The sequence below is a fragment of the Rhodopirellula sp. UBA1907 genome (assembly GCF_002337565.1).
Taxonomy (GTDB): domain Bacteria; phylum Planctomycetota; class Planctomycetia; order Pirellulales; family Pirellulaceae; genus Rhodopirellula; species Rhodopirellula europaea.
Genome location: NZ_DDGH01000040.1, coordinates 31,815 through 52,347, shown reverse-complemented (window position 1 = coordinate 52,347; position 20,533 = coordinate 31,815). Strand labels below are relative to the sequence as shown.

Sequence of the window (20,533 nt, the reverse complement as noted above, 5' to 3'; positions counted from 1 at the left end):
GGTGGTCGCTAATGTAGTCCAATCACCGGAGGTCTTCATCGCCACACGGTGCAATCACTTTTGATTGAGGCCGTGACTTAGAGAACTGTGACGTAGGGAACTGTGGCCGAGTGACCAGGGACCTAAAGAATCGGGCCCAGCGTCGCCAGCACGTTGGTCCACAGGCGACGGGGAAGCGACCACTCCGCAACCTGCTGGGCCGTGATCTCGTTGGAGCGTTCGATATAAACGCGTTGTCTGGCGAAGACGTCGGCGGTCAGTTGCGAGTCATGGAACAAAATGTTGTTTTCATAGTTCAGGTCAAAGCTGCGGCGGTCCATGTTGGCGGAACCGATCAAGGTGACTTCGTCGTCCAGCGTGACAGACTTGGTGTGCAACAGCCCGCCGGTGTATTCGTGTATTCGAACCCCGGCTTCGAGCAGTCCTGCGTAGTAGCTTCGGCTGGCTCCCCCAACGATTCGCGAATCATTGTTGGCTGGCAGAATGATTGTTGTTTCAACACCTCGCCACGCCGCGGCGCAAAGAGCTTGTTGCATGGATTCGTTGGGCACGTAGTACGGCGTGGAAATGGTCAGTTTGCGTCTCGCCGTGTGGAACAAGGTTTCGAAGACCTCGGGCATAGCAGAATCGCGAACAGTCGGTCCCGTTCCAATGACCTGAGCCGCAAAACCAGGCCCGGTATTTGGAAGCGGTCGGTCTAGCAAATCGGTCAGATCGTCATCGGTACCGGCCATCCAATCAGCGACAAAGAGTTCTTGATTCTGACGGACCACCGGTCCTTCGAGACGAATCACGGCGTCGACCCAAGGAGCGTACTTGGGTTTGACGCGGAATTCGGGATCGGCACAGTTTTGGCTTCCGCAGTATGTGACCGTTCCATCGATCACCAGGATCTTTCGGTGATTGCGAAGATCGATGCGTCCGCGAAGTGCACGTAGCATCAGGTTGCCAATCGGCAGAGCTCGCGAAAGGTGAACGCCAGCTTCTTGCATCTCTTTCCAATGAGCCGATCGAATGATCGTCCGTGAACCCAAGTCATCCGCCATTGCTCGGCACGTGACGCCTCGCTTCGCCGCTCGTTTGAGCGCTTCGACCATCTTCAATCCGTTGTTGTCGGGCAACCAGATGTAGAAGAGCAGATGCACATGATCGGTTGCTCGATCGATATCTGCGACCATGGAGTCGACTGCGGAGTTGGAATCTTGCATCAACGTTCCGGAGTTGCCGCCGATCGCTTCGAATCCATTGATCGATTCACCCATTCGGAACAAATGTTGATATCGGATTGGAACGTTGGCTAATGCGTTCCGAGATTCCTCCGGATTGATCTCTGGCATCGCAGGCAAGCGTTTGATCACTTGCTTCATGCGTTCCATTCGGCGTCGACCGATGTTGGTTTCGCCGAACAACACATACAGCAGCACGCCCAGAAACGGCACGGCAGCGATGATGGTGACCCAAGCAACACGCGACGCCGGTTCGCGGTGCGGTCGCGTCATCACGCGAATGATCGTGATCGCTTCGATGGTGACGTGCGCGACCAACCCGATCGAAACCGCATCGATATGAATCTGAAAGTATTGTCCGAGATCGATCATTCAGTCAGTTCTTGTTTCGCGAAAGAGCGTTGTGGTCGGACGGTGCCTGTTCACGCGTGAGCTATTTCGTGCATCAGGACTTCGGTTTGGCTCCGGCAGTTTGGGATATTATGGTTGCATTCAAGATGTAGCAATGCGTGCGAGCGTTGAAGTTTCTGGTTGGAGCAATCTTGTGCCGGCATCACTGTATGCGGCGGAAACAGAATGCGGCGGAAACAGATCGGCTCGCGAATGCTCAGGGCTGCTCAATCGACATGAACTCAAACAGGGGACAGCGGATGATTGGAAAGTTATTGCGTGGTGTCGGCATTCTGTGCATTCCAGCTTTGTGGAGCGTATCGATTTGCAACGCAGAGACACCCACGTTGGATCGAAGGGTCGTTTCGCTTGAGAATCACGAAGCGGCAATCCCGCTTGCAACGCAGGATCGGGCCGCTGGAGATAAACTGGCTGAGATCAAAGCGAAGCACGGGAAGCGGCCGAACATCTTGTGGTTGGTGGTCGATGACATGGGATACGGGGATCCGGGATGCTATGGCGGAGGTGCCGCGATTGGTGCGGCGACACCAAACATCGACCGGTTGGCTGGCGAGGGATTGAGGCTGACGAGTTGTTATTCCCAGCAGACCTGCACTCCAACTCGTTCGGCGATCCTGACCGGCCGTTTGCCAGTCCGGACGGGGCTGACTCGACCGATTTTGGCCGGAGACAAATTGACTCGAAATCCTTGGGAAGACGAGGTTAGTCTTCCGAAACTGTTGAGTGACGCCGGTTACTACACATTGTTGACCGGGAAGTGGCATGTTGGTGAGCCGGTTGGCATGCGTCCACACGATATCGGTTTCGATGAGTACTACGGGTACTATCCTGCTCAGAAAGAGATCTCTCAGCGGTTCGACGAGCGACGCTTTCCTGATTTGGTCAACAACCCCGAACGATCGCGAGCCTTTGAGGCGATTGCGCCCGACAACCATTTAACACATGGTTTCAAAGACGGACGAACCGAGGAACTGAAACAGATTCAGTCGATTGAAGACATGGGGCGTGCCGAGAAGGTGCTGGCCGATTTCACTATCCAACGGATCAAGGAATTAGCAAAGGAGGACAAGCCGTTCTTCTTGGAACACTGCTTCTTGAAGGTTCACTGCGACAACTTTCCGAACCCAGACTTGGGATCATTGAGCGCGGCGAAATACTACTACAAAGAAGCAGTTGCGGAGGTAGACCTGCACGTTGGCGACATCATGGCCGCGTTGAAAGAAACCGGTGTCCTGGAAAATACGTTCGTGTTCTTTACCAGTGACAACGGGCCACAAATGGACGGGTGGCCTGATGCAGGGTACACGCCGTTTCGTGGCGCCAAAGGAACGACTTTTGAAGGAGGAGTTCGTGTCCCCGGGATCGCGTATTGGAAAGGTGTCATTTCCGGTGGGCGACAAAGTGACGGGTTGTTTGATCTGCTGGATTTGTTTGGCGTATCGCTGAAGCTGGCAGAGATCCCGACCAGCGATCTTCCGACCGATCGTTACTACGACTACATCGATCAAACATCTTTTCTGCTGCAAGACGATGGGCAATCCAAACGTGAAGCAGTGTATTTCTGGTGGGGGAAAGAGCTGGTGTCTTGCCGCATGCGTGAATACAAAGTGCATGTCAAAGCGGTGTTGCCAGAATCGACTCACATGCACATCGACTATTCAACGTTGGTCGACGTCGGTTTGGCGCCTTGGCTGTTCAATCTCTACATTGATCCCAAGGAGCAGTCGCCTGTGGGACACCGACGCAATGCGTGGCTCGCAACGGTTCTCGGAAAGCTGAAGGCTCACGGGGCAACTTTCAAAAAGTATCCCGCCAAAGAAGTTGGGCTCTAAAAAGCCCGCGAAGACGCTCGCCGGCAAGGGTTTGCCAGTTTCATTGAAGGTGGCTGACGAGTCTCACGTCGATACGCCGATGCTGGGCAAACCACGCTCGGAAATTCGCGTCCGACTTTGCAGGGCAACTGCAACGAAAGAGCCGATCGACTAACCAGTTTGAGTCTGGTGTCGATCGGTTTTGATGACGTCTGAAGAGTTTTGTTTGTTGCTCAGAACTGCATTTTGTACTTCTGAGTCATGTCGCGACGCATGGCGGCGGTCAGTTTGTCGATCTGATTGAGGGCCTCGCGGTAATTCCCGTAGGCGTTGCCTTGAGCGATGGCACTAGTGACACGTTGATAGTCGGTGGTGCTGTTGGTGTTGTAGTACCCGTAGCCATCGTTGTAGTAACCGGTGTCGAGGCTCTGGCTGGCTTTGACTTTTCCGGCGTCGATGTTGGTTTGACGAACCGTCAATGCGTTTCCGCGAAGAAGTTCGGCCACGTTGGTTCCGTACTGAATCATGTCGGGATCGACATTGAGCGTGCCGAGTTCATCGATTTGTCGAGCACGTTGATCGCTCCACTTTGCCATCGCTCCGGCAGTCTGTGATTTGTGGTCACGTGTGTGCTCGATGATCGAGTTGACTTCATCGAAGTAGTGTTTGGATTCGTAGGCAACGCGTTGCTCTTCGCTTTGTTCTGACAAGCTGGCTCGTGCGGCGGCCTGTTGAGCTTGGCTTTGCAGGCTGAAAATTCCCATCAAACCACTGAGACTGGATTGAGTGACGGGACCTTTGAGCGAAAGAGAATTCCCGTCGACCGATACTTCCCATTGTTTGACTTCCGGAGCGTCGGTTCCGTTGCGCTGAAGGATTTCGGCCAGCAATTCGGGAGCGATCAACTTCAGCGACGATGGCGATTTTGAAAATTCAAATTTCGCAATGCATTCGTTGAGGCTGCGTCGGCCAACGATGATGCTGCAACCTTCGATCGATGCCAAAGTGCCGGCAACGGATTCGGGCGAGTTGGATTTCAGTGACTTGAGTCCTTCAAGGCGCGTCTTCAGTGGGATAGGCGATAGGACATTGTTCAAGTCGATCGCCAACATGAATGACAGATACGACTCCGGTTGCTTTGCATGGGCGCTCAAGAACGGCGTGTACTTCACGTCGATGACAGGAGTTAACCATCCCGCCAACAACGATCGGTCGGTTGGACGGAGGATGCCCAAACGTTCCGGGTGGTCTTCACCGGGAACGAAGTAGGTTTGATTGGGAGCATGAACGACATCGTGGTTGACGACATTGTCGACATAGCCACCCAAGCGATCGGCCAATTTTTTCGCATCGACCGGTTGATTGAGAACGGCGTAACCGGCTTCCCATTTGGGACGCAAGGATCCAATGTCGAGGTCGGCCAAAAACCAGACTTCGCTCACTGCTGAAGCGGCGGCTGGTGAGAAGCCAGCGTCCTTCATCAGTTTGTTCAGTGCAGGAACGTTGACGTAACCGATGGCGTTGCCGGGAGCAGGCGATCGATCAAGCAGCAGTTCGATCTTGGCTTTTTCTTCAGCCTGAATAACTGATGAAGAAATCGAGAAAAGAAGAGCAAGGGCCACCGCAGGGCCCGACTTCAACAGCGTTCGCATGGTTTCGGCTCGGTACGTTCAAGGATGTGGATCAAAAGTGTCGATCCGCGGAGCGATTAGAAGAGTTCGTTCATCCAACTGTTCGCACGGACAAGAATCATGATAGGAATTCCGGCAATTTGGACGGCGCCAGTATAGACAGCGGCTAGCTCGCGTGCACCGCCGGGCAGCGGGTGCAAATCAATGTCGCTCAGCTAGATTCAGACCGCGAAATGCGTCGGTTTTCCATTCGTCCGATCCGTTGGGACCATGCCACCGGCGACCAATTGCGCCATGTTGGAGACATGGATCGAATTGAGCACTCGCCCGGCGAAAATCTTGTCAGGGTGAGCGTCCGTATCTGGTTCTAAATGAACGGCGTTCCTGGGCGGTGTTTGGATCACGGGACCTGCGTTTGGGACGACTGACATTCCGGGGTGGACTAACCGGGTAGTTACATAGCCATGCGCAAAGATTTTGAAGGGGATCGCGATTTTTGGTTGAGTGGAGCAAATAGCTATCGATGAAGAATGACTCTGATTGCCAAGCGTCAGATTCGGAAGAATCGTTTAAGTTTCGCATCGTCGATGCCGAGAAAGACAATGAGTCGAGATCGGCTGCGCAGTGATTCTGCGGCGATAGGTGAGTTCAGTCGTGACTCGGGAAAACGGATCATCGCCATTGAGTGCCGGTTGAAGGCTGGTCAGTGTGAGGAACTCATACCAATCGAAGACGCATGAGTTTCAATTGCATTGCACGAACAACCTTTGAGCTTGCCTTCGGGCGATGGCTCTTTCTTTTGATCGGTGCGGGACTGCTCGTGTCACCGCTCAACGCGGAGGATAGCCTCGCGTCGCTGTTGCGGTTGGCGGAGCAGGATCCAATCGAAGATCCGGTATTGTTGACGCAGTTCACCGAATTCAGCGAAAGCTTGGACGCGATCGAATCACCTGTCACAGAAGTTCTGCAGGAATTGGACGAAGGATCGCTGCAGCGTTCGGTTCGCCAGTCCTTTGCGTCGGAGTCGTTTGACCGATCGCGTGGCGAGCAACAACAAAACAACTTCACCGCGTTCCCTGATTTCGACCGCGGGATTGTTGTGTTTGGTGAAGAGGCCGCTTTGAAGATCGGCGGATTTGTTAAAGCGGATTTTATTTCAGACTTTGATCCGATCGACTCGGTGGATTCGTTTGACACCAGTGAGATCCCCGTTGGTGCCGCGGACCGAAAGAATGCTCGCTTCCACGCACGTTCATCGCGATTGAGTTTCGATACTCGATGGAAAGTCCAGCAAGAGGTTGTTCGAGCCTTTGTGGAAGCGGACTTTTTTGGCGGCGAAGATGGGAGCAATGGCTCGCTGAGATTGCGTCACGCCTACGGAACGATGGGCTACTTCACCGCCGGGCAAACGTGGACCACGTTCACGCATCCATCGGCCGTTCCACAAACGTTGGATTTCGAAGGTGCGGTCTCGAACGTGAACCGACGGCAAGGGCTTGTGCGATTGGATCTGCCGCTGGGAGATTCAGGATGGTCTTGGGCGGTTTCGCTGGAAGACCCACGGATTGAAATTGACATCCCGATCGGTATCACGGGCGAGGGACGCACCGAAACGCCCGATGTGATCACGCATGTGAAATTGGAACGAGACCGCAGCGATTTTCAGGCGGCGTTTGTGATTCGCGAATTGGGCTTTCAGCCGGTCGGGGATCCGGTGCTGACGGATACCGCTTGGGGATTGAACTTCACCGGATCGGCCAAGTTCTTGGAAGACACGCGGGTGTATTCTCAAATCACATTTGGAGAAGGGATCGGCAGCTATCGAGGATCACCCGATGTGGTATCCACCGGCCCGAACACCGCGGAGATCTTGCCAATGTTTGGATGGATGATCGGGCTGAAGCACGTTTGGAACGATCGCCTAACATCCAATCTGACCTACAGCGAACTGACCCTCGATCCGATTGCAGGTCAGGCGGGCAGCAACCTGCGTTCAACCAACTATTTAGCGGTGAACCTGATTCACAATCCGATTGACCGTGTGTTCATCGGAATCGAGTATCTGTACGGAAAACGAGAGAACCAAAACAGCGACCAAGCCGATGCGACTCGATTGCAAATGTCGTTCGGTTTCTATCTGCCCTGACGACTCAAAGAGTGGCGGGGCGATCCAAGCCGTGCCTGATTCAGTAGCTGACTTTCCGGACGCCGATCATGTAGTACCCCGGGTAGTTTGGCAGAACCATTTGAGTCGCGGTCAAGCTATCACGAGCGGTCACCATGACGCTGGTCGGTCGACCATAGACGCCTGCGTTGGGGGCGATCTGGACTTCCCAAATGGATGTCAGTCCGGTGCGCGCGGCGGCCATGTTGAACTTGAGGACTTCTAACTGTTGTCGTTGTTGCTCTTGCGCCATCGTTTGCTGGTAGTGAGATGCTTCGGAACGCATCATCAAATCTTCACGGGCACGAGCGTCTTCGTCGGAGTGGTACTTTTGCCAGTTCTCCCAGCCGGCTTGAAGAACGTCGAGATCCTTCTCGCTGAACATGAAGAATGGAACCGCGATTTGGTCACCCGATGGTAACTCCATCAACACACCTTCCAACGGGTACGTCTTGGGTTGGCCGGCGAAGAGCGACACAAATTTGTTGAGGTCGGACTCTTTTTCCAAAGGCGTTTTTTCAAGAACGCTGAGGACACGCAGGATGAGTTTCTGGTGCAGCGGATCAAAGGTTGAGAAGGCTTTGCCGTTGATGGTCACAGCGCCCAGTTTGCGATCCAGCGTGTAATCCTTCTTTCCGTAGGCGAGAATCTTCGCACGGATTTTCAGGCCATCGCGAGAGGTCCAGGTGTGCATCTCGAGGTCGTCGCCGGATTCTCGTTCCGATTCGCCCTTGGTCTGCTTTTTGACGAATTCACGATCTTCCTCAGAGAGGTCTTTCAATTCGACCGCGGCCAAACGACCTGAACCGCGACGCTTCAGAATCGCCGTCGTGTCATTGGATCCGATCAGTTCACCTTCCAATTTGTATGCGCCGTTCGCACTGGTCCAAGTGCGAGGCTTGGCAGTCGCGAACGAGGCGGTCGAGAGGACGGCGGCAATGAGTAAAAAGTGTCGAAGCATGATGTTGTCTCATTGTTTGGTTGAAAAAGAATCAGTTTTCGCCGTTCGATGTGTCGCCGGATTCGTCATCGGATGAGTCGGCCGACTCGTCCGAATCCTCGGGGCTGGGCAATCGCACGAGCATGTAGGTGTCTTGTGTTTTAGTTCCAAAGTGAACCAAAACGGACGCTTCATCCTGGGTCAAATTGTAGAGACCTGTTTCAGCGACAACATCTTCGCTCTCGCCGATTCGCATGGCGACTCGTTGGGTCTCCTTGTCGACTCGTCCTTGGATGGCCTGAGTCTCATCCGTTTTCTGGTTGTAGAGCGTTCCGGAAATGATCCCTTCTTTGTTGACCGCGAGTTGGATCACTCGGTCGGGATCAACATCGTCGGCGTCCGTTGTCAACGCGAAGGTTCCCAAGGGCAGCCATTCGGATTCTTCAGCGGACTCTTCGTCTGCGGGGGCTTCGACGGTCGCGAGGGTGGCGGCTGTTTGTGCGAACTCTTCCGTGGTCGCCACTTCTTCGCCACCGATGTAAACGCGATTGTCTTGATAGGTCACGTTGCCTTCGCTGCCATAGTCGTAGTAGACCGGTTGCGAGAGCGTCGTCGAAGACGCGGTCGGTGTGAACCAGTTGGTCACCATAGGGTAGGTCGGTGTGCTCCACCAATATGTGTAAGGGTAATACCGATACGAATAGAAGTAGTGCCAACCACAGAATCGGAATGGGTGTCGTACCCACCAATTCGGTCCAAAACCATGGTAGTGCCAGCCCCGGCGAACTTGATTGCCCCATCGATGGAAATGATCAAATCGATGGGGTGGAATGGTGGGCCAATTGCTGACGTTGGCCATTCGGTTTTGCCAACGATTGTTGATCTGGTTGACTCGATTGTTATCGAGGTTCGCCCAGCCAACTTTGTTGTTGATGATGTTGTTGTTGCCGATGTTCACATCGCCGATGTTGATGTTCGGGCGACGGTCCGGTGGCAATCGATCACCGGGGTTGGGACGCTGGTCGAGACCGGGACGTGTTCCAGATCCAGGACGATCGGCGAAGGAGGGACGGTCACCATTGCCTGGGCGATCTCCGATTCCAGGTCGGTTGCCATTGCCAGGCCGATCACCCGCACCGGGACGATCGGGTGTGCCCGGTCGTTCCGGGCGATCGGACAAGTTCGGACGTTCGTTACCGCCGGGACGCAGTGGACCATCGATTCCCAGGAAGTTGCCAACGTCGCCGGCGGATGGACGGCCCGCGGGAAGTTTCCCAAAGTCGGGCATGCCAGGGCGATTGCTACCACCGGGACGATCTCCGCCGGGCAGGTTGGGCCGACTGTTTCCTGGGCGGTCGATGTTCGGTCGGTCGATACTTGGGCGGTTGGAACCAGGGCGATCGGATCCGGGACGGTTGCCGGGCAGGGTGCTTGGTCGATCGGGACGATTGGACTGATTCCCGCCCGGACGCGTGACTCCGGGGTGGTTCGATCCGGGTTGGTTCAATCCGGGGCGAGAGATATCTGGACGCGATGTGCCTGGACGAGACGGGCGTGTGCCAGTGCTGGGGATGCTTGGCCTACTGGTGCCGGGTAAGCCGGTGCTGGGCAATCCGGTGCTGGGACGGCTCGTTCCCGGACGATTTGTATTGAAGTTGGGTGCGCTGACGTTCGGACGGCTGAAGTTGTTGCCGCCGACATGTGGCATGCTGGTCTGAGGTCGATTGACGGGCATGCGGTTGCCGCCGCTGAAGTTTCCCCCCATGTTTCCGCGATTGAAGTTCGCACTTCCACCCATGCTCGGACGAGCTCCGCCCATGCTGGGGCGCGCCCCTCCGCCGCCGCTAAACGAACGGCCACCTCCACCGCCGCCTCGTCCACCACCGCGTCCGCCAAATCCACCCGCATCGAGTGATGGCTGGGCCATGGTGATGATCGACAAAGCGAGGCAAACCGACACCCAACGCAGAGGCTGCGTTTGACTGATCAAAAGATTCATTGGTTGGCTCCCGATGGGGTCGCGGTGTTGGTCGAAGGTTCGATGGTCGATGAGGTTTCAGTTTGACGAGTCAGCGTGACAGCTTTGCCGTTGGGAAGTGGTTGACCATTGACGACACGCGAGATGATTCGAACGGTCATCGTATTTTGATCGATCGGTCGAACAATGCACGTCGCGGTTGCCTGTCCACCGTCGGCGAGAGTTTGGGTCATCTCCATTCGCCAGTGATCCTCTTCGCCCGCCCAGTGACCACTGCCAAAGCTGCCGTCGGCAAAGTAGGTCCATGATTTCACGAGATTGGATCGAGGGTCATAGCCAATCATTTCGTAGCCAATGGGTTCAGCATTCGATCCCATTTGAAACGTGCGTCGCAGGAAACGATTCCCGGGAAGGAATTCAATGCGGCTGTTCAGTCCATCTTCGGCGTCCTCTTTCCATGTTCCCACCAGCCAGCTGAGTGACTCGATCGGGCTGGCAGATTCAGCCGAATCTATCGCTCGTTCGGTAATCGATTGGATCGTCCATTCGTCGGATGCTTTTGCCAATGCGATTTCAAACGAGGAGACTTCGTCGGGGGCATCTTCGGATGTCAGCGTTGTCGTGCCGCGAACGGTCGCTTGATCGGGAGCGGTCTGCTTGATGTCTTCGACGCTCGCACTGAGTTTGAGTGTTGGTTCGGTCTCAATGGCGGTTCGAATCAAATCGATCAATTCGTTGGCAGACTGTGCCGTTCGACCTGACGTTTCGTCTTGATAGTGAACGTCCGACGCGAGGAACTGGCCGAGTGAATCCAGTTTGCGTTCATTGAACGCATCGGCGTACTGTTTCAGCCGTTCGTGGACTGGCGATGCCAAGGGTGATTCGGCGACGGTCGGTTGGCTGTCTTGTGCCACGAGGCCGGGGGCGGTGGATCCGAAAATCGCCGCCGTGAGGCATGCACCGAGCAGCAGTGTGGGGCCTGAATTCATTTGTGAGTGTTCCAGCCGGCAGTTGAGAAGAGAGGTTCAATCAGGGCAATTGCTGCCGATGATCGTCCTCTAATCTTAGAGAGTCGAGTCGCGAATTTCTCCTGCCGAAGACCAGATAATCCGCAGAACTTGAACTTCCAGTGTAATTTCCGAAGCATTGTTTTTGTGCATTCAGGAAATGAACGGTTCAGGTGCTCAAACAACCGAAATGGAGGGTGTGAATTGTTTGGACGATGAAGCCTTTTTTGAGCGATTTCGAGGCACCTCGATGGACAAAAACCAATCTGCACAGAACCTTCACATCGCGAAGGTCGTTCTTTGCGCCGGGGTCATCCTGGCGAGTTTTGGAATACAAACCGCGCAAGCTCAGGTGGACGATTGTTCTCCGTTGTTCGCGTGTGATTCTGTCGGGTGCGATTCGTTGTCCTGTGACTCCGCATTATGCTGCGGCGAAAACTGTTCGGGCGAGGACTGCCTGTGCAAATCGATCCGCAAAAGTTTGGCGGACAGCGGGATCACGTTTTCAAACAATTTGACCCAGTATTACTTTGGCACGGTCAGCGGCGGACTCGAAGAAACCGCTCGCTACGGAGGTCACGGCGATTATGTGGCCAACATGGATCTTGGAAAACTTGGCGTTCACGAAGGGTTGTTTCTAAAGCTGCGGGCTGAACATCGTTTTGGGCAAACCATCGGTGAGTCCGCGGGCGTGATTTTGCCGCCAACCTTGGCTGCTGATTTGCCAGTCGCGGATAGCGAAGGTTTGTATCTGACCAATGTGCTGTTCACGCAGTTCTTGTCAGAACGTTTCGCGGTTTACGCAGGCAAACTGGATACCCTTGACGGCGACGCGAATGCCTATGCGAGCGGACGTGGCATCACGCAGTTTTCCAACGTGGCATTCATTGCCAATCCGATTGTGTTGCGATCGGTTCCCTATTCTTCGCTGGGTTGCGGTTTCATCGTGTTGGGCGACGAAGGTGAACCAGCCTTCAACTTCCTCGTGATGAATCCAACCGACACGGCCGATTCCGATGGCTTTGATGAGTTGTTCGCTGATGGCGTGGTCGTGTCCGGGGAAATGCGAGTTGCGACCGATTGGTTGGGCACGCCAGGTCACCAATTGATCGGTGCCTCGTGGAGCAGTCGTGACTATGTTTCGTTGGGACAAGACCCTCGGATCATTCTGCCCAACGTGGCGATCAACCGAGCATCGGATTCGTGGTCGGTGTACTGGAATACGGACCAAGCGTTGTGGGTCGACCCATGCGATTCGTCGCGGCACTGGGGCTACTTCGCTCGCGCGGGAATCGCCGACAGCGACACCAACCCAATCAGCTATCTGCTCAGCGCAGGTTTGGGCGGTGCGAGTCCGCTTCGTGATGGGGACTCGTTTGGTGTCGGGTATTACTACAGCGGAACCAGCGACGAGATCGGACCTTTGTTGGTCGGAGCCTTGGGGCCCATTGGCGACTCGCAGGGTGTGGAAGTCTTTTATCGCAGTCAGTTGACCGAGTCGATTTCGGTGACACCAGATTTTCAGTGGGTTGACCAAGCCCGTGAACAAGTCGCTGACGCGTACCTGTTGGGACTTCGGATGAACATTGCGTTCTGAGAACGAGCAGCCGTTTTGCTTCCATCAAGCAATGGGATTCAGAGGCGGCAGGCAGTTCTCGGGAGCGTGGTTCCGATGTCCACGCTGTTGCAGGCTTTGTTCAAATGCGCGACGCAGTGTTTCGCCATTCCAGTTTAATACGGTGTGTGCTTTGGTCTCGGATGTTGGCTCGGTCCCGGAAGTTTGACCGTAGAGTCGACGATGCAAATCCAACACAGACGCACGCAGTTCGTTTGAGAGATCAACGGTCTCGGGTTGCGTGTTAAGCCACCGGTTCCATGCGGTTTCAGCGGCGTGAGCATCGTTTGTTCGGCAAGCTTGAATCAGCTTCCTGGCCGCGACACGGTCGGGCGGGTTGAGTCGATGTTTGATCGATCGAAACCCAACCGCGATTCGGTGGGACTGCGTTACGATGAGGAGGGCCACGGCCCCGATGATGAAAGCTGCCCATGCGATGGGCGGCCAACTGGGGTCCTGCACCGTCGCAAGTTGCGGTTGGGGAGCCGCCGCGACTTGATAAGTGGCCTCCGGCAAGGTTTTCGATCCATAGGATTCGTCGTCGGGGTTCCACCACACATACCGGATCGCGGGCAGTGTGAGTGTTCCGGAACCTTTGAATTGATAAGTCACGGTGTCACGTCGTTCGCCCGAAAATTCACCGCGTTCGGTGTTGTCAGTGACTTGCGGTGATTTAACGTAAGCCTGGATGCCGTCAGGGACCTTTGTCGGCGGCGGTGCGAGAACCATCCCCGAGACTTGGTTGGCCTTCTGCGTGATGGTTCGGTGAATCACGTCGCCCTGCTTTGCCTCGCCCGGTGGCGGATCCCAAGTCTCTTGGACGTCGATTTCGTCAGCGGTTACTAGGAAAACATTGGGGGCGTAATCAGGTGGTTGTTGAATCTCGACGGACACGTCGGAAGTTTGTTGTTTGTGGTCCGTGGCCGGGCCAGTGAAACCATCTCGGTTGGCGTAGCGAACTTCGAACGCGGGGATTTCGACTGTCCCGAAGGCTTGCGAGTACAACGCGAATTCGTGAGTTTGAACAAACCAAGAATCGTCGCCGACTTCTTCGGAGGAAACCACGGGCGTTCCGACTTGCAGGATCACCGCTCGAGAAATCTGTGGCAGCGAAAACGAAGTCGCACCCACAAATGAACCGGGCGCACGGACTTTGACGAAGAACGGTAGTCGCTGACCCACCCAGGCCTTGGGGTTGGGAACTTCGATCGTAACCGGTTCTGGCGGATCGTCCGCGGCAACGGCATGGCAAGCAGTCGGTGCAAGTGTCAATGCTAGGGCGATTAACAAAACGTGCACAGAGGATGCAGGAAAAGCATGTTGCGATTGGAGTGTCACGGGGATTCTCCTTCGCTGGGTTTCGCTTCGGCCGGTCCGTCTTGAGTGTCCTTGTCGCGGTTGGCCATTTGGTAGCGAAACTTCGACTTCAGGAAATCGGCAGGCTTGGTTTGCACCTGCCTCAGCCAGACCGCTTGCACCGACGCATCGTTGACGGCTTGCTCTGCGGTGATGTCCGTGTCCTGGCCTTCGTTTTGCTTTTTCTTGTCTTTGTCGAACACGATCTCGTCAGCTCCAACACGTTGGTCCCCGGCGTCGCCACCTTTGGACTCGGTCGCCTTCTTTCGAGCCTTCGCGAGGTCCAGGTTCTGCTGGGCCTCCGTCCAGTCCGGGCGTTGTTTCAAAGCGTCGTCATAGCTGGCAATCGCTTCGTCGTACTTTCCCTGCATCAGCCAGCAGTTGCCAAGATTGAACTTCGCGTCGGGACCGGATGCTCGTGAGAAGGATTGTGCGGCGGATTTGAATTCACCGGCGCGGTACCAAGCGACTCCCTGCCACATCGGATCGTCGAATGCATTGGCTGCATCGGCGTATTGCTCCTTTTCCATTTGTCGTTGCCCCAGTTGGTCTGGTGTCCACCACCAGCTCGACCAACCGATCACGCCAAGAATGAGCCAAGTTTTCATTGGGAGACGTCCTCGGTGGAGGTGCGTTCGCGGCGAAATGACAACGCCACCATGGCGGCCAGCAACGGTGAGAGCCAGTAGCCGGACTCTTGCCAGCGGTCGCTTTGTCCCGCGATGCCTGATGACGAACGTCGTTCCGCGTACTGCACGATCGATTGAATGTCTTGATCATCGACGGTCAGTGGAACCCGTGTGCCGCCCAACGATTTCGCGATGGCTTGCAGTGATGCGGTTTCTTGGGATTCCTCTGGCAGCAGACTCAATACTTGAATCGGTGGAGAGCCGATCGCCTGATGAGCCACGGCGACTTGTTTGGGATCGACGCTGGCTTGGTTCGCGATGATCAGCAATGTCGCACCGCCTTCATTGCGGTTGATTAAGCGACCTGCTTCGGTGATCGCTTGGTCGAGTGCATCGCCCGCAACTGGCATGATCGCGGGACTGATTTCTGAGGCCATGTCGGCGACGACCGAGGTGTCTTCGGTCGGAGGCAACACGGTGTGAGCTGATCCGGAGTAGGCGATCAAACCCAGCGGGTCGCCTTGGCGTGTTTTGGCCAAGTCAGCGATCTTCAAAGTGGCTCGTTCGAGCGGTGTGGTCGTGAGTGCGGCTGACTCCATCGTCTCGTCCGCTTTCAACAAGATGATCAACGGTTGAGCGTCCTGGGCAAACGGATTGGCTTCCACTCGCCAAGTGGGCCCCGCGATTGCAACGATGCCGACCGTCCACCCGATCAATAACCAGGCGACCGTTGGGATTCGTTGCCACCAGTGTTGGGATTGTGGCCCATCGTGATGAGCCAAAGCATCAAGCAGATCGGAGTCGATTTGGTTCCTCCAACCTCGAAGCGGATCACGGCTGCGATGCCAAATCCACGCCAGACCAAAGGCCACCGGAATCAGCAGCAGATACGCCGGGCGAATGAAGTGAAACGAGTTCCATGCATCGATCATGCTGCTACCTCCATCTCGCCAGTGACTGGATTGACCTGGATGCGACGGTCTTGCTCCGGCGGCGCCGTTTGTCTTCGGCCCCGCATAGTTGCGATGGCTTTTTCCGACATGGAAAGCAGCAGTGCGACCACCAGCGGCCAGTAGTAGATATCGGTGCGCGGGCGGTGGCTGATGGTTTGTATGATCTGCGTTTCGATCTTGTCGAGCTCGTCATAAATGCCCGCCAAATGTTCTCGATCCGCGGCGAAAAAGTACTTGCCGCCGGTTTCGGAAGCGACGTCGCGAAGGCTTTGTTCGTCCAGCTTGTCTTCGCCGACGGTCGTCGGATCGCCGATGGCAACCGTGTAGGTTTTGATGTCTCGTTGAGTTGCGACGCGGGCGGCTTCGACCGGAGGGACTTTGCTTTTGGTGTCGTTGCCGTCGGTCAATGCGATCATCGTCTTGGCTCGTTCTGTGTCTTCGTCGAACAAATTGACGCCCAAGCCGATGGCATCACCAAACGCGGTTCGTGGACCAGCCATTCCGACTTCGCATTCGCTAAGAAGTTCCTGGGATAGCTGCAGGTCAGTCGTGAACGGGGCCTGCAGGTAAGCGGCGTCGCCAAAGACGACCAAGCCGACGCGATCACCTTTGCGTTTTGCCAGGAAGCCACCAAGCACTTCCTTGACCGCATCCAGACGCGAGACTTTTTGGCCGGCATCATTCTTGAAGTCTTCCTGTGCCATCGAGCCCGACAAATCAACGAGCAGCAAAAGGTCGCGTGTCGGGATCTCTTTCGTGATGGGAGGTTCCAGCCATTGAGGTCGTGCGACCGCGGTCAACACGCAAACCCAGATGACAACAGCCAGCACGCGTCGAGTCCAGCTTTGCGGCTGGGTGCTGTCGGAATGTTTGCCACCCAAGACTTGTTGCAAACGATCGCCGAAGGGAACTTGGACGGATACTTGATCGCGTTGCTTGGGCGGCAAGAAGAGTCGCACCAACCAAGGCAGAGGCAGAAGCAAGAAGCACCACGCGTAGGCAAGCGTCAGCATGATCGTTCCTCGCTGGTGGCGTTGGCGTCAGCAGAATTTGGCGAGGCGGATGAATGCTGGGTGATCCAGACGGCGGCGAACGCTCGCAGCTCATCCAACGATGGTGTGTCCGTGTCGCGGTAGGCTGCGGTCGCCAATTGCTCACGAACGATCGGCGAAATCGTTGACGTGGACTCGTGTGGAAGTTGCTGGAACAACCATTCGGGCCAGCGGTCGCCTGTCATTTGTGCGAGTTCGGATCGGGAATGGGTTTTCAATGCGGTGCGACGGAGTAGTTCCGAGATGGCACCGGCTGTGTTCGCGGATTCCAGTTCGTGAATCGCTTCACGGCGGTAGGCGTTCGATTTCCAAGTTCGCCAGTTTTTCCAAACCAGCCAGGTGATGGCGGCTAGCAACCCGGCTAGCAGGACATACCATCCCGGCGCGAGTGGCCACCACGAAACGGGAGCGGGAACGACGATGTCGTTCAGGCGATCAAGGCTGGTTGGGTCGCTGGTGTTCATCACGCTGTATTGCCAAAGAGAACACGGACTTGTTCGGCAACGGGCCGCGCGGTGGAAAGCGGCATCAGCGGAATTTGCAACGATCGAAAGACGCTTCGCCAATGCGTGAGGACTTTCCCGAACGCTTCTTGGAAGTCATCGGGGAAGGAGGCTCGATCGGGAAGTTCCCAAGTGCGTCCGCGGTGACTGGCCAGCATTCCAGGGGCACCAGTCAGGCGAATGCCGAGCGGATCGTAGACGGCGGTCACCAAAAGGTCGTTGTGTGCCGCAATCCGAGTCACAAGGCGAGTGGTTTCTTCGTCTGCGCCGTCGAGGTCGCTGATCAAGATCACCAAGTGGTCATGGCGAGCGATTCGGGATGCGTTTTCGAGAACGTGATTCAAGGTCACCGCCGAACTGGATGGCTGCGATGCGGACGTTGCCGTCGGCACAGCCAGTTCTTGATTCAGTCGGACGATTTGATGCAGCAGGTTGAGCACGCGAGTCTGGCTGCGGTGAGGCCGAACTTCGGCGATTTCGGTGTCATTGAAGATCAGCCCACCGACTCGATCACCGCTGGCAAGTGAACGCCATGCACCGATCGCGGCCAACTCCGCCGCGGCGACGGATTTCATTGCTCGTTGGCTTCCAAAGAACATCGGCGTGCGTTGGTCGATCAGCAGCAAAACCGGGCGTTCGCGTTCTTCGCTGTAAACACGGATGTGTGGCGATCGCAGGCGAGCGGTCGCTTTCCAATCCATTTGACGAATGTCGTCGCCCTGTCGGTATTGGCGAAGCTCTTCAAATGACAATCCGCGACCGCGAAGACGCGATGCGTGGCGTCCGGCTAGCAGGGAACCAACGGGTTGGCGCGGTTGGAGTGAGAACCCGCGCGCATCCGCTTTGCATTGAAGCAGATCTTGAAATGTGACAGTGACTCGGGCGGACATGGGCAGCCTTCGTTCAAAGCGGGCATTCGAAAGCAAACTCGATTCAGACTGGAACCACGTTCTTCAACAAAGCATCGATCACGTCGGTGCGTGTCACACCGGCGGCTTCGGCTTCGTAGGTCAGGTGGACTCGGTGAGCCAAGCAGGCCGGAGCCATCGCACGAATGTTGTCGGGAGAAACGAAGTCTTGACCGGCCAACCATGCATGGGCTCGTGCCGCGGCATCCAGTGCCAGCGTTCCTCGAGGGCTGGCACCGAGCCGAATCCACTTGGGAAGATCGCCTTCGTAGCGATCCGGGTGACGTGTCGCCATGACCAAATCGACGATGTACTTTTCAGCCGATTCGGCGACGTGGATGGTGCCGACTTCTTTCTGTGCGTCAAAGATCAATTGCTGCGAGATCGCTTCGGTTGCCGCGGAGGTTGCACCGGTCTTTTCGCCGCGGACGAGTTTCAAAATCGATGCTTCGTCCGCGTCCTCGGGGTAGTCCACTCGCACGTACAGCATGAAGCGATCCATTTGCGCCTCGGGCAGTGGATAAGTCCCTTCCTGCTCAATCGGGTTCTGGGTCGCCAGCACCATGAACAGTTCCGGCAGCGTGTGGGTTTGCGATGCAACCGTGACCTGCCGTTCTTCCATTGCCTCCAGCAGAGCCGATTGCACTTTGGCGGGTGCCCGGTTGATTTCGTCGGCCAAAATCAAGTTGCCGAAGATCGGTCCTTCTTGAAATTCAAATGTGCCATTTTGTTCGCGATAGATTTCCGATCCCGTGACGTCCGATGGCAGCAAGTCGGGCGTGAACTGAATGCGTCCGAATTGGCTGTCGACCAGTTTGGACAGCGTTTTGACGGAGCGAGTTTTTGCGGTGCCGGGCAAGCCTTCCATCAGGACATGACCTTTGGCCAGCAAGGCGACCAAAATTCGTTCCACCACAGGTTGCTGACCAATGACGGCCGCGTTCATCGCGTTGGAGATCTGCTCGATTGTTTCCCGCGGCGTCATGCAATTGTTCCAGTGGAGAAGAGGAAGGATTGTTTGTAATGGCCTCGCTTGCACATCGCAACGTCGTGGTGTGGATGCCATAGAAAACGGCCTCGCCCCAGGATTGGGTTGAGGCCGTTGATGCAGAGTTTCGCAGCTCAGCGGATGATGTTCAGCCGAGCCTGATCAACGAGAGCCGACCTAATTACGTGGCGGAGAAACTTGTTCGAGTTTCTTGATCCACTCTTGGGCTTTCAACGTTTGATAGTTGATGCCGGCCGCGTTCAGGCTGGATCCCGCTTGCCACGGGTATTTCGGAATGGTCGCCATGAATTGTTGGATGTAGTTCTGCACGGGGACGAAGGTCCACATGTTGTCGGCGTACCAACGGAAGTAACCAAGCGTGCCTTCTTTCCACATCTTTTCATACGGGTCGGCGCGAAGGTTGATGATCAACGGCCAGCCCGGGATCTCGCGCGTGCCGGTGGCAATATTGCCGTTGACGGTCGCGAAGTGGATCTTCCAGTTCTGGACTCGCACCGCGTTCAGGTCGCCGCCTTGACCAAAGTAGTAGATCTCTTTGCGCGGGCTCTCTTCGGCTTCGCCCTTGAAGTATGGCAAGAAGTTGTAGCCGTCCGGGTGAACCTTAAATTCTTTTCCGTTCGCGTTGTAGCCCTTCTTCATCTTTTCGACCAAGTCGGGCTCACCCGCCGCGGCTGCGAAAGTGGGCATCCAATCTTCTTGCGAAATGATGTCGTTGTAGACCGTGCCAGGCTCGATCACGCCGGGCCATTTGACCAACAATGGGACGCGGAAACCGCCTTCCCAGGTTGTGCCTTTTTCGCCATGGAAAGGCGTGATGCCTCCATCGGGCCAACTGAATGTTTCAGCTCCGTTGTCGGTGCTATAGACCACGATCGTGTTGTCTTCGATGCCGAGATCTTTGATCTTCTGGAGCACTTTGCCGACATAGTCGTCATGCTCGACCATTCCGTCTGGATACAGCCCAATGCCGGTTCGGCCTTGCGATTCTTTCTTCAGGTGAGTCCACACGTGCATGCGAGTCGAGTTGTACCAAAGGAAAGCTGGCTTCTCTGATTTTGTTGCTCGTTCGAGGAAGTCCATGGCTTTGGTGTGGACTTCTTCGTCGATCGTTTCCATGCGTTTTTTGGTGAGGGGACCGGTGTCTTCCAAGCGACCATCGGCGAAGGAATGGATGACCCCGCGAGGTCCATACTTTTTCCGGAACTCAGGATCTTTTGGATAGTAGTAAGTTTCGGGTTCCTCTTCGGCATTGAGGTGATAGAGGTTGCCGAAGAATTCATCGAATCCGTGATTGGTGGGCAAGTGCTTGTCTCGGTCGCCCAGGTGGTTCTTTCCGAATT

At 55.6% G+C, this 20,533-nt stretch carries 16 protein-coding genes; 3 read left to right on the top strand and 13 right to left on the bottom strand.

Annotation, left to right across the window (positions count from 1 at the left end; genetic code table 11):
* Positions 1 to 122: 122 nt before the first annotated feature.
* Complete coding sequence (gene cls / locus B2R17_RS08995) at positions 123 to 1,598, bottom strand: cardiolipin synthase (RefSeq protein ID WP_286763723.1); 1,476 nt, start codon at positions 1,596 to 1,598, stop codon at positions 123 to 125.
* A 278-nt stretch (positions 1,599 to 1,876) separates the two neighbouring features.
* Here cls and B2R17_RS08990 point away from each other — a divergent pair, with 278 nt between their 5' ends.
* On the top strand, positions 1,877 to 3,469 hold the full coding sequence (locus B2R17_RS08990; RefSeq protein WP_286763744.1) for an arylsulfatase: 1,593 nt from the start codon (positions 1,877 to 1,879) through the stop codon (positions 3,467 to 3,469).
* A 212-nt stretch (positions 3,470 to 3,681) separates the two neighbouring features.
* Here the strand turns inward: B2R17_RS08990 and B2R17_RS08985 are convergent, their stop codons facing one another.
* On the bottom strand, positions 3,682 to 5,100 hold the full coding sequence (locus B2R17_RS08985; protein WP_008662381.1) for a hypothetical protein: 1,419 nt from the start codon (positions 5,098 to 5,100) through the stop codon (positions 3,682 to 3,684).
* Between the two features lie 715 nt (positions 5,101 to 5,815).
* Between B2R17_RS08985 and B2R17_RS08980 the strand changes: the two genes are divergently transcribed.
* Positions 5,816 to 7,225 carry a DcaP family trimeric outer membrane transporter gene (locus B2R17_RS08980; RefSeq protein ID WP_286763722.1) on the top strand — a complete coding sequence of 470 codons (1,410 nt, stop codon included), beginning with the start codon at positions 5,816 to 5,818 and terminating at the stop codon, positions 7,223 to 7,225.
* Positions 7,226 to 7,265: 40 nt separating this feature from the next.
* Here the strand turns inward: B2R17_RS08980 and B2R17_RS08975 are convergent, their stop codons facing one another.
* The 3 genes from B2R17_RS08975 to B2R17_RS08965 are packed head-to-tail and all read right to left on the bottom strand — an operon-like array spanning position 7,266 to position 11,150.
* Positions 7,266 to 8,204, bottom strand: a complete 939-nt coding sequence (locus B2R17_RS08975; RefSeq protein ID WP_286763721.1) for an SHD1 domain-containing protein — start codon at positions 8,202 to 8,204, stop codon at positions 7,266 to 7,268.
* A 31-nt stretch (positions 8,205 to 8,235) separates the two neighbouring features.
* A complete protein-coding gene (locus B2R17_RS08970; protein ID WP_286763720.1) occupies positions 8,236 to 10,182 on the bottom strand; it encodes a mu-protocadherin- cell-suface protein in 1,947 nt (648 codons plus the stop codon).
* A complete protein-coding gene (locus tag B2R17_RS08965) occupies positions 10,179 to 11,150 on the bottom strand; it encodes a nuclear transport factor 2 family protein (RefSeq protein WP_286763719.1) in 972 nt (323 codons plus the stop codon). Before B2R17_RS08965 ends, B2R17_RS08970 begins: the two co-directional genes overlap by 4 nt.
* Before the next feature lie 178 nt (positions 11,151 to 11,328).
* Between B2R17_RS08965 and B2R17_RS08960 the strand changes: the two genes are divergently transcribed.
* Positions 11,329 to 12,765: a carbohydrate porin gene (locus tag B2R17_RS08960; RefSeq protein WP_008663690.1), complete on the top strand. Its 1,437-nt coding sequence runs from the start codon at positions 11,329 to 11,331 to the stop codon at positions 12,763 to 12,765.
* A 24-nt stretch (positions 12,766 to 12,789) separates the two neighbouring features.
* Here the strand turns inward: B2R17_RS08960 and B2R17_RS08955 are convergent, their stop codons facing one another.
* From B2R17_RS08955 to B2R17_RS08920, 8 genes are all read right to left on the bottom strand, one after another.
* Entirely contained in the window at positions 12,790 to 14,121 is a 1,332-nt protein-coding gene (locus tag B2R17_RS08955; RefSeq protein ID WP_286763718.1) for a hypothetical protein, read from the bottom strand.
* A complete protein-coding gene (locus B2R17_RS08950) occupies positions 14,118 to 14,747 on the bottom strand; it encodes a tetratricopeptide repeat protein (protein ID WP_286763717.1) in 630 nt (209 codons plus the stop codon). The genes B2R17_RS08955 and B2R17_RS08950 overlap by 4 nt, the downstream gene beginning before the upstream one ends.
* Positions 14,744 to 15,700: a vWA domain-containing protein gene (locus B2R17_RS08945; protein ID WP_286763716.1), complete on the bottom strand. Its 957-nt coding sequence runs from the start codon at positions 15,698 to 15,700 to the stop codon at positions 14,744 to 14,746. The genes B2R17_RS08950 and B2R17_RS08945 overlap by 4 nt, the downstream gene beginning before the upstream one ends.
* Entirely contained in the window at positions 15,697 to 16,734 is a 1,038-nt protein-coding gene (locus tag B2R17_RS08940; protein WP_286763715.1) for a VWA domain-containing protein, read from the bottom strand. The genes B2R17_RS08945 and B2R17_RS08940 overlap by 4 nt, the downstream gene beginning before the upstream one ends.
* Positions 16,728 to 17,237, bottom strand: coding sequence for a DUF4381 domain-containing protein (locus B2R17_RS08935; RefSeq protein WP_286763714.1), 510 nt, complete (start codon positions 17,235 to 17,237; stop codon positions 16,728 to 16,730). Before B2R17_RS08935 ends, B2R17_RS08940 begins: the two co-directional genes overlap by 7 nt.
* A complete protein-coding gene (locus B2R17_RS08930) occupies positions 17,237 to 18,166 on the bottom strand; it encodes a DUF58 domain-containing protein (RefSeq protein ID WP_286763713.1) in 930 nt (309 codons plus the stop codon). Before B2R17_RS08930 ends, B2R17_RS08935 begins: the two co-directional genes overlap by 1 nt.
* 43 nt (positions 18,167 to 18,209) lie before the next feature.
* Positions 18,210 to 19,169, bottom strand: a complete 960-nt coding sequence (locus tag B2R17_RS08925) for an AAA family ATPase (RefSeq protein ID WP_286763712.1) — start codon at positions 19,167 to 19,169, stop codon at positions 18,210 to 18,212.
* Positions 19,170 to 19,349: 180 nt separating this feature from the next.
* The coding region (locus B2R17_RS08920; RefSeq protein ID WP_286763711.1) for a sulfatase-like hydrolase/transferase at positions 19,350 to 20,533 on the bottom strand (1,184 nt) is incomplete at its 5' end.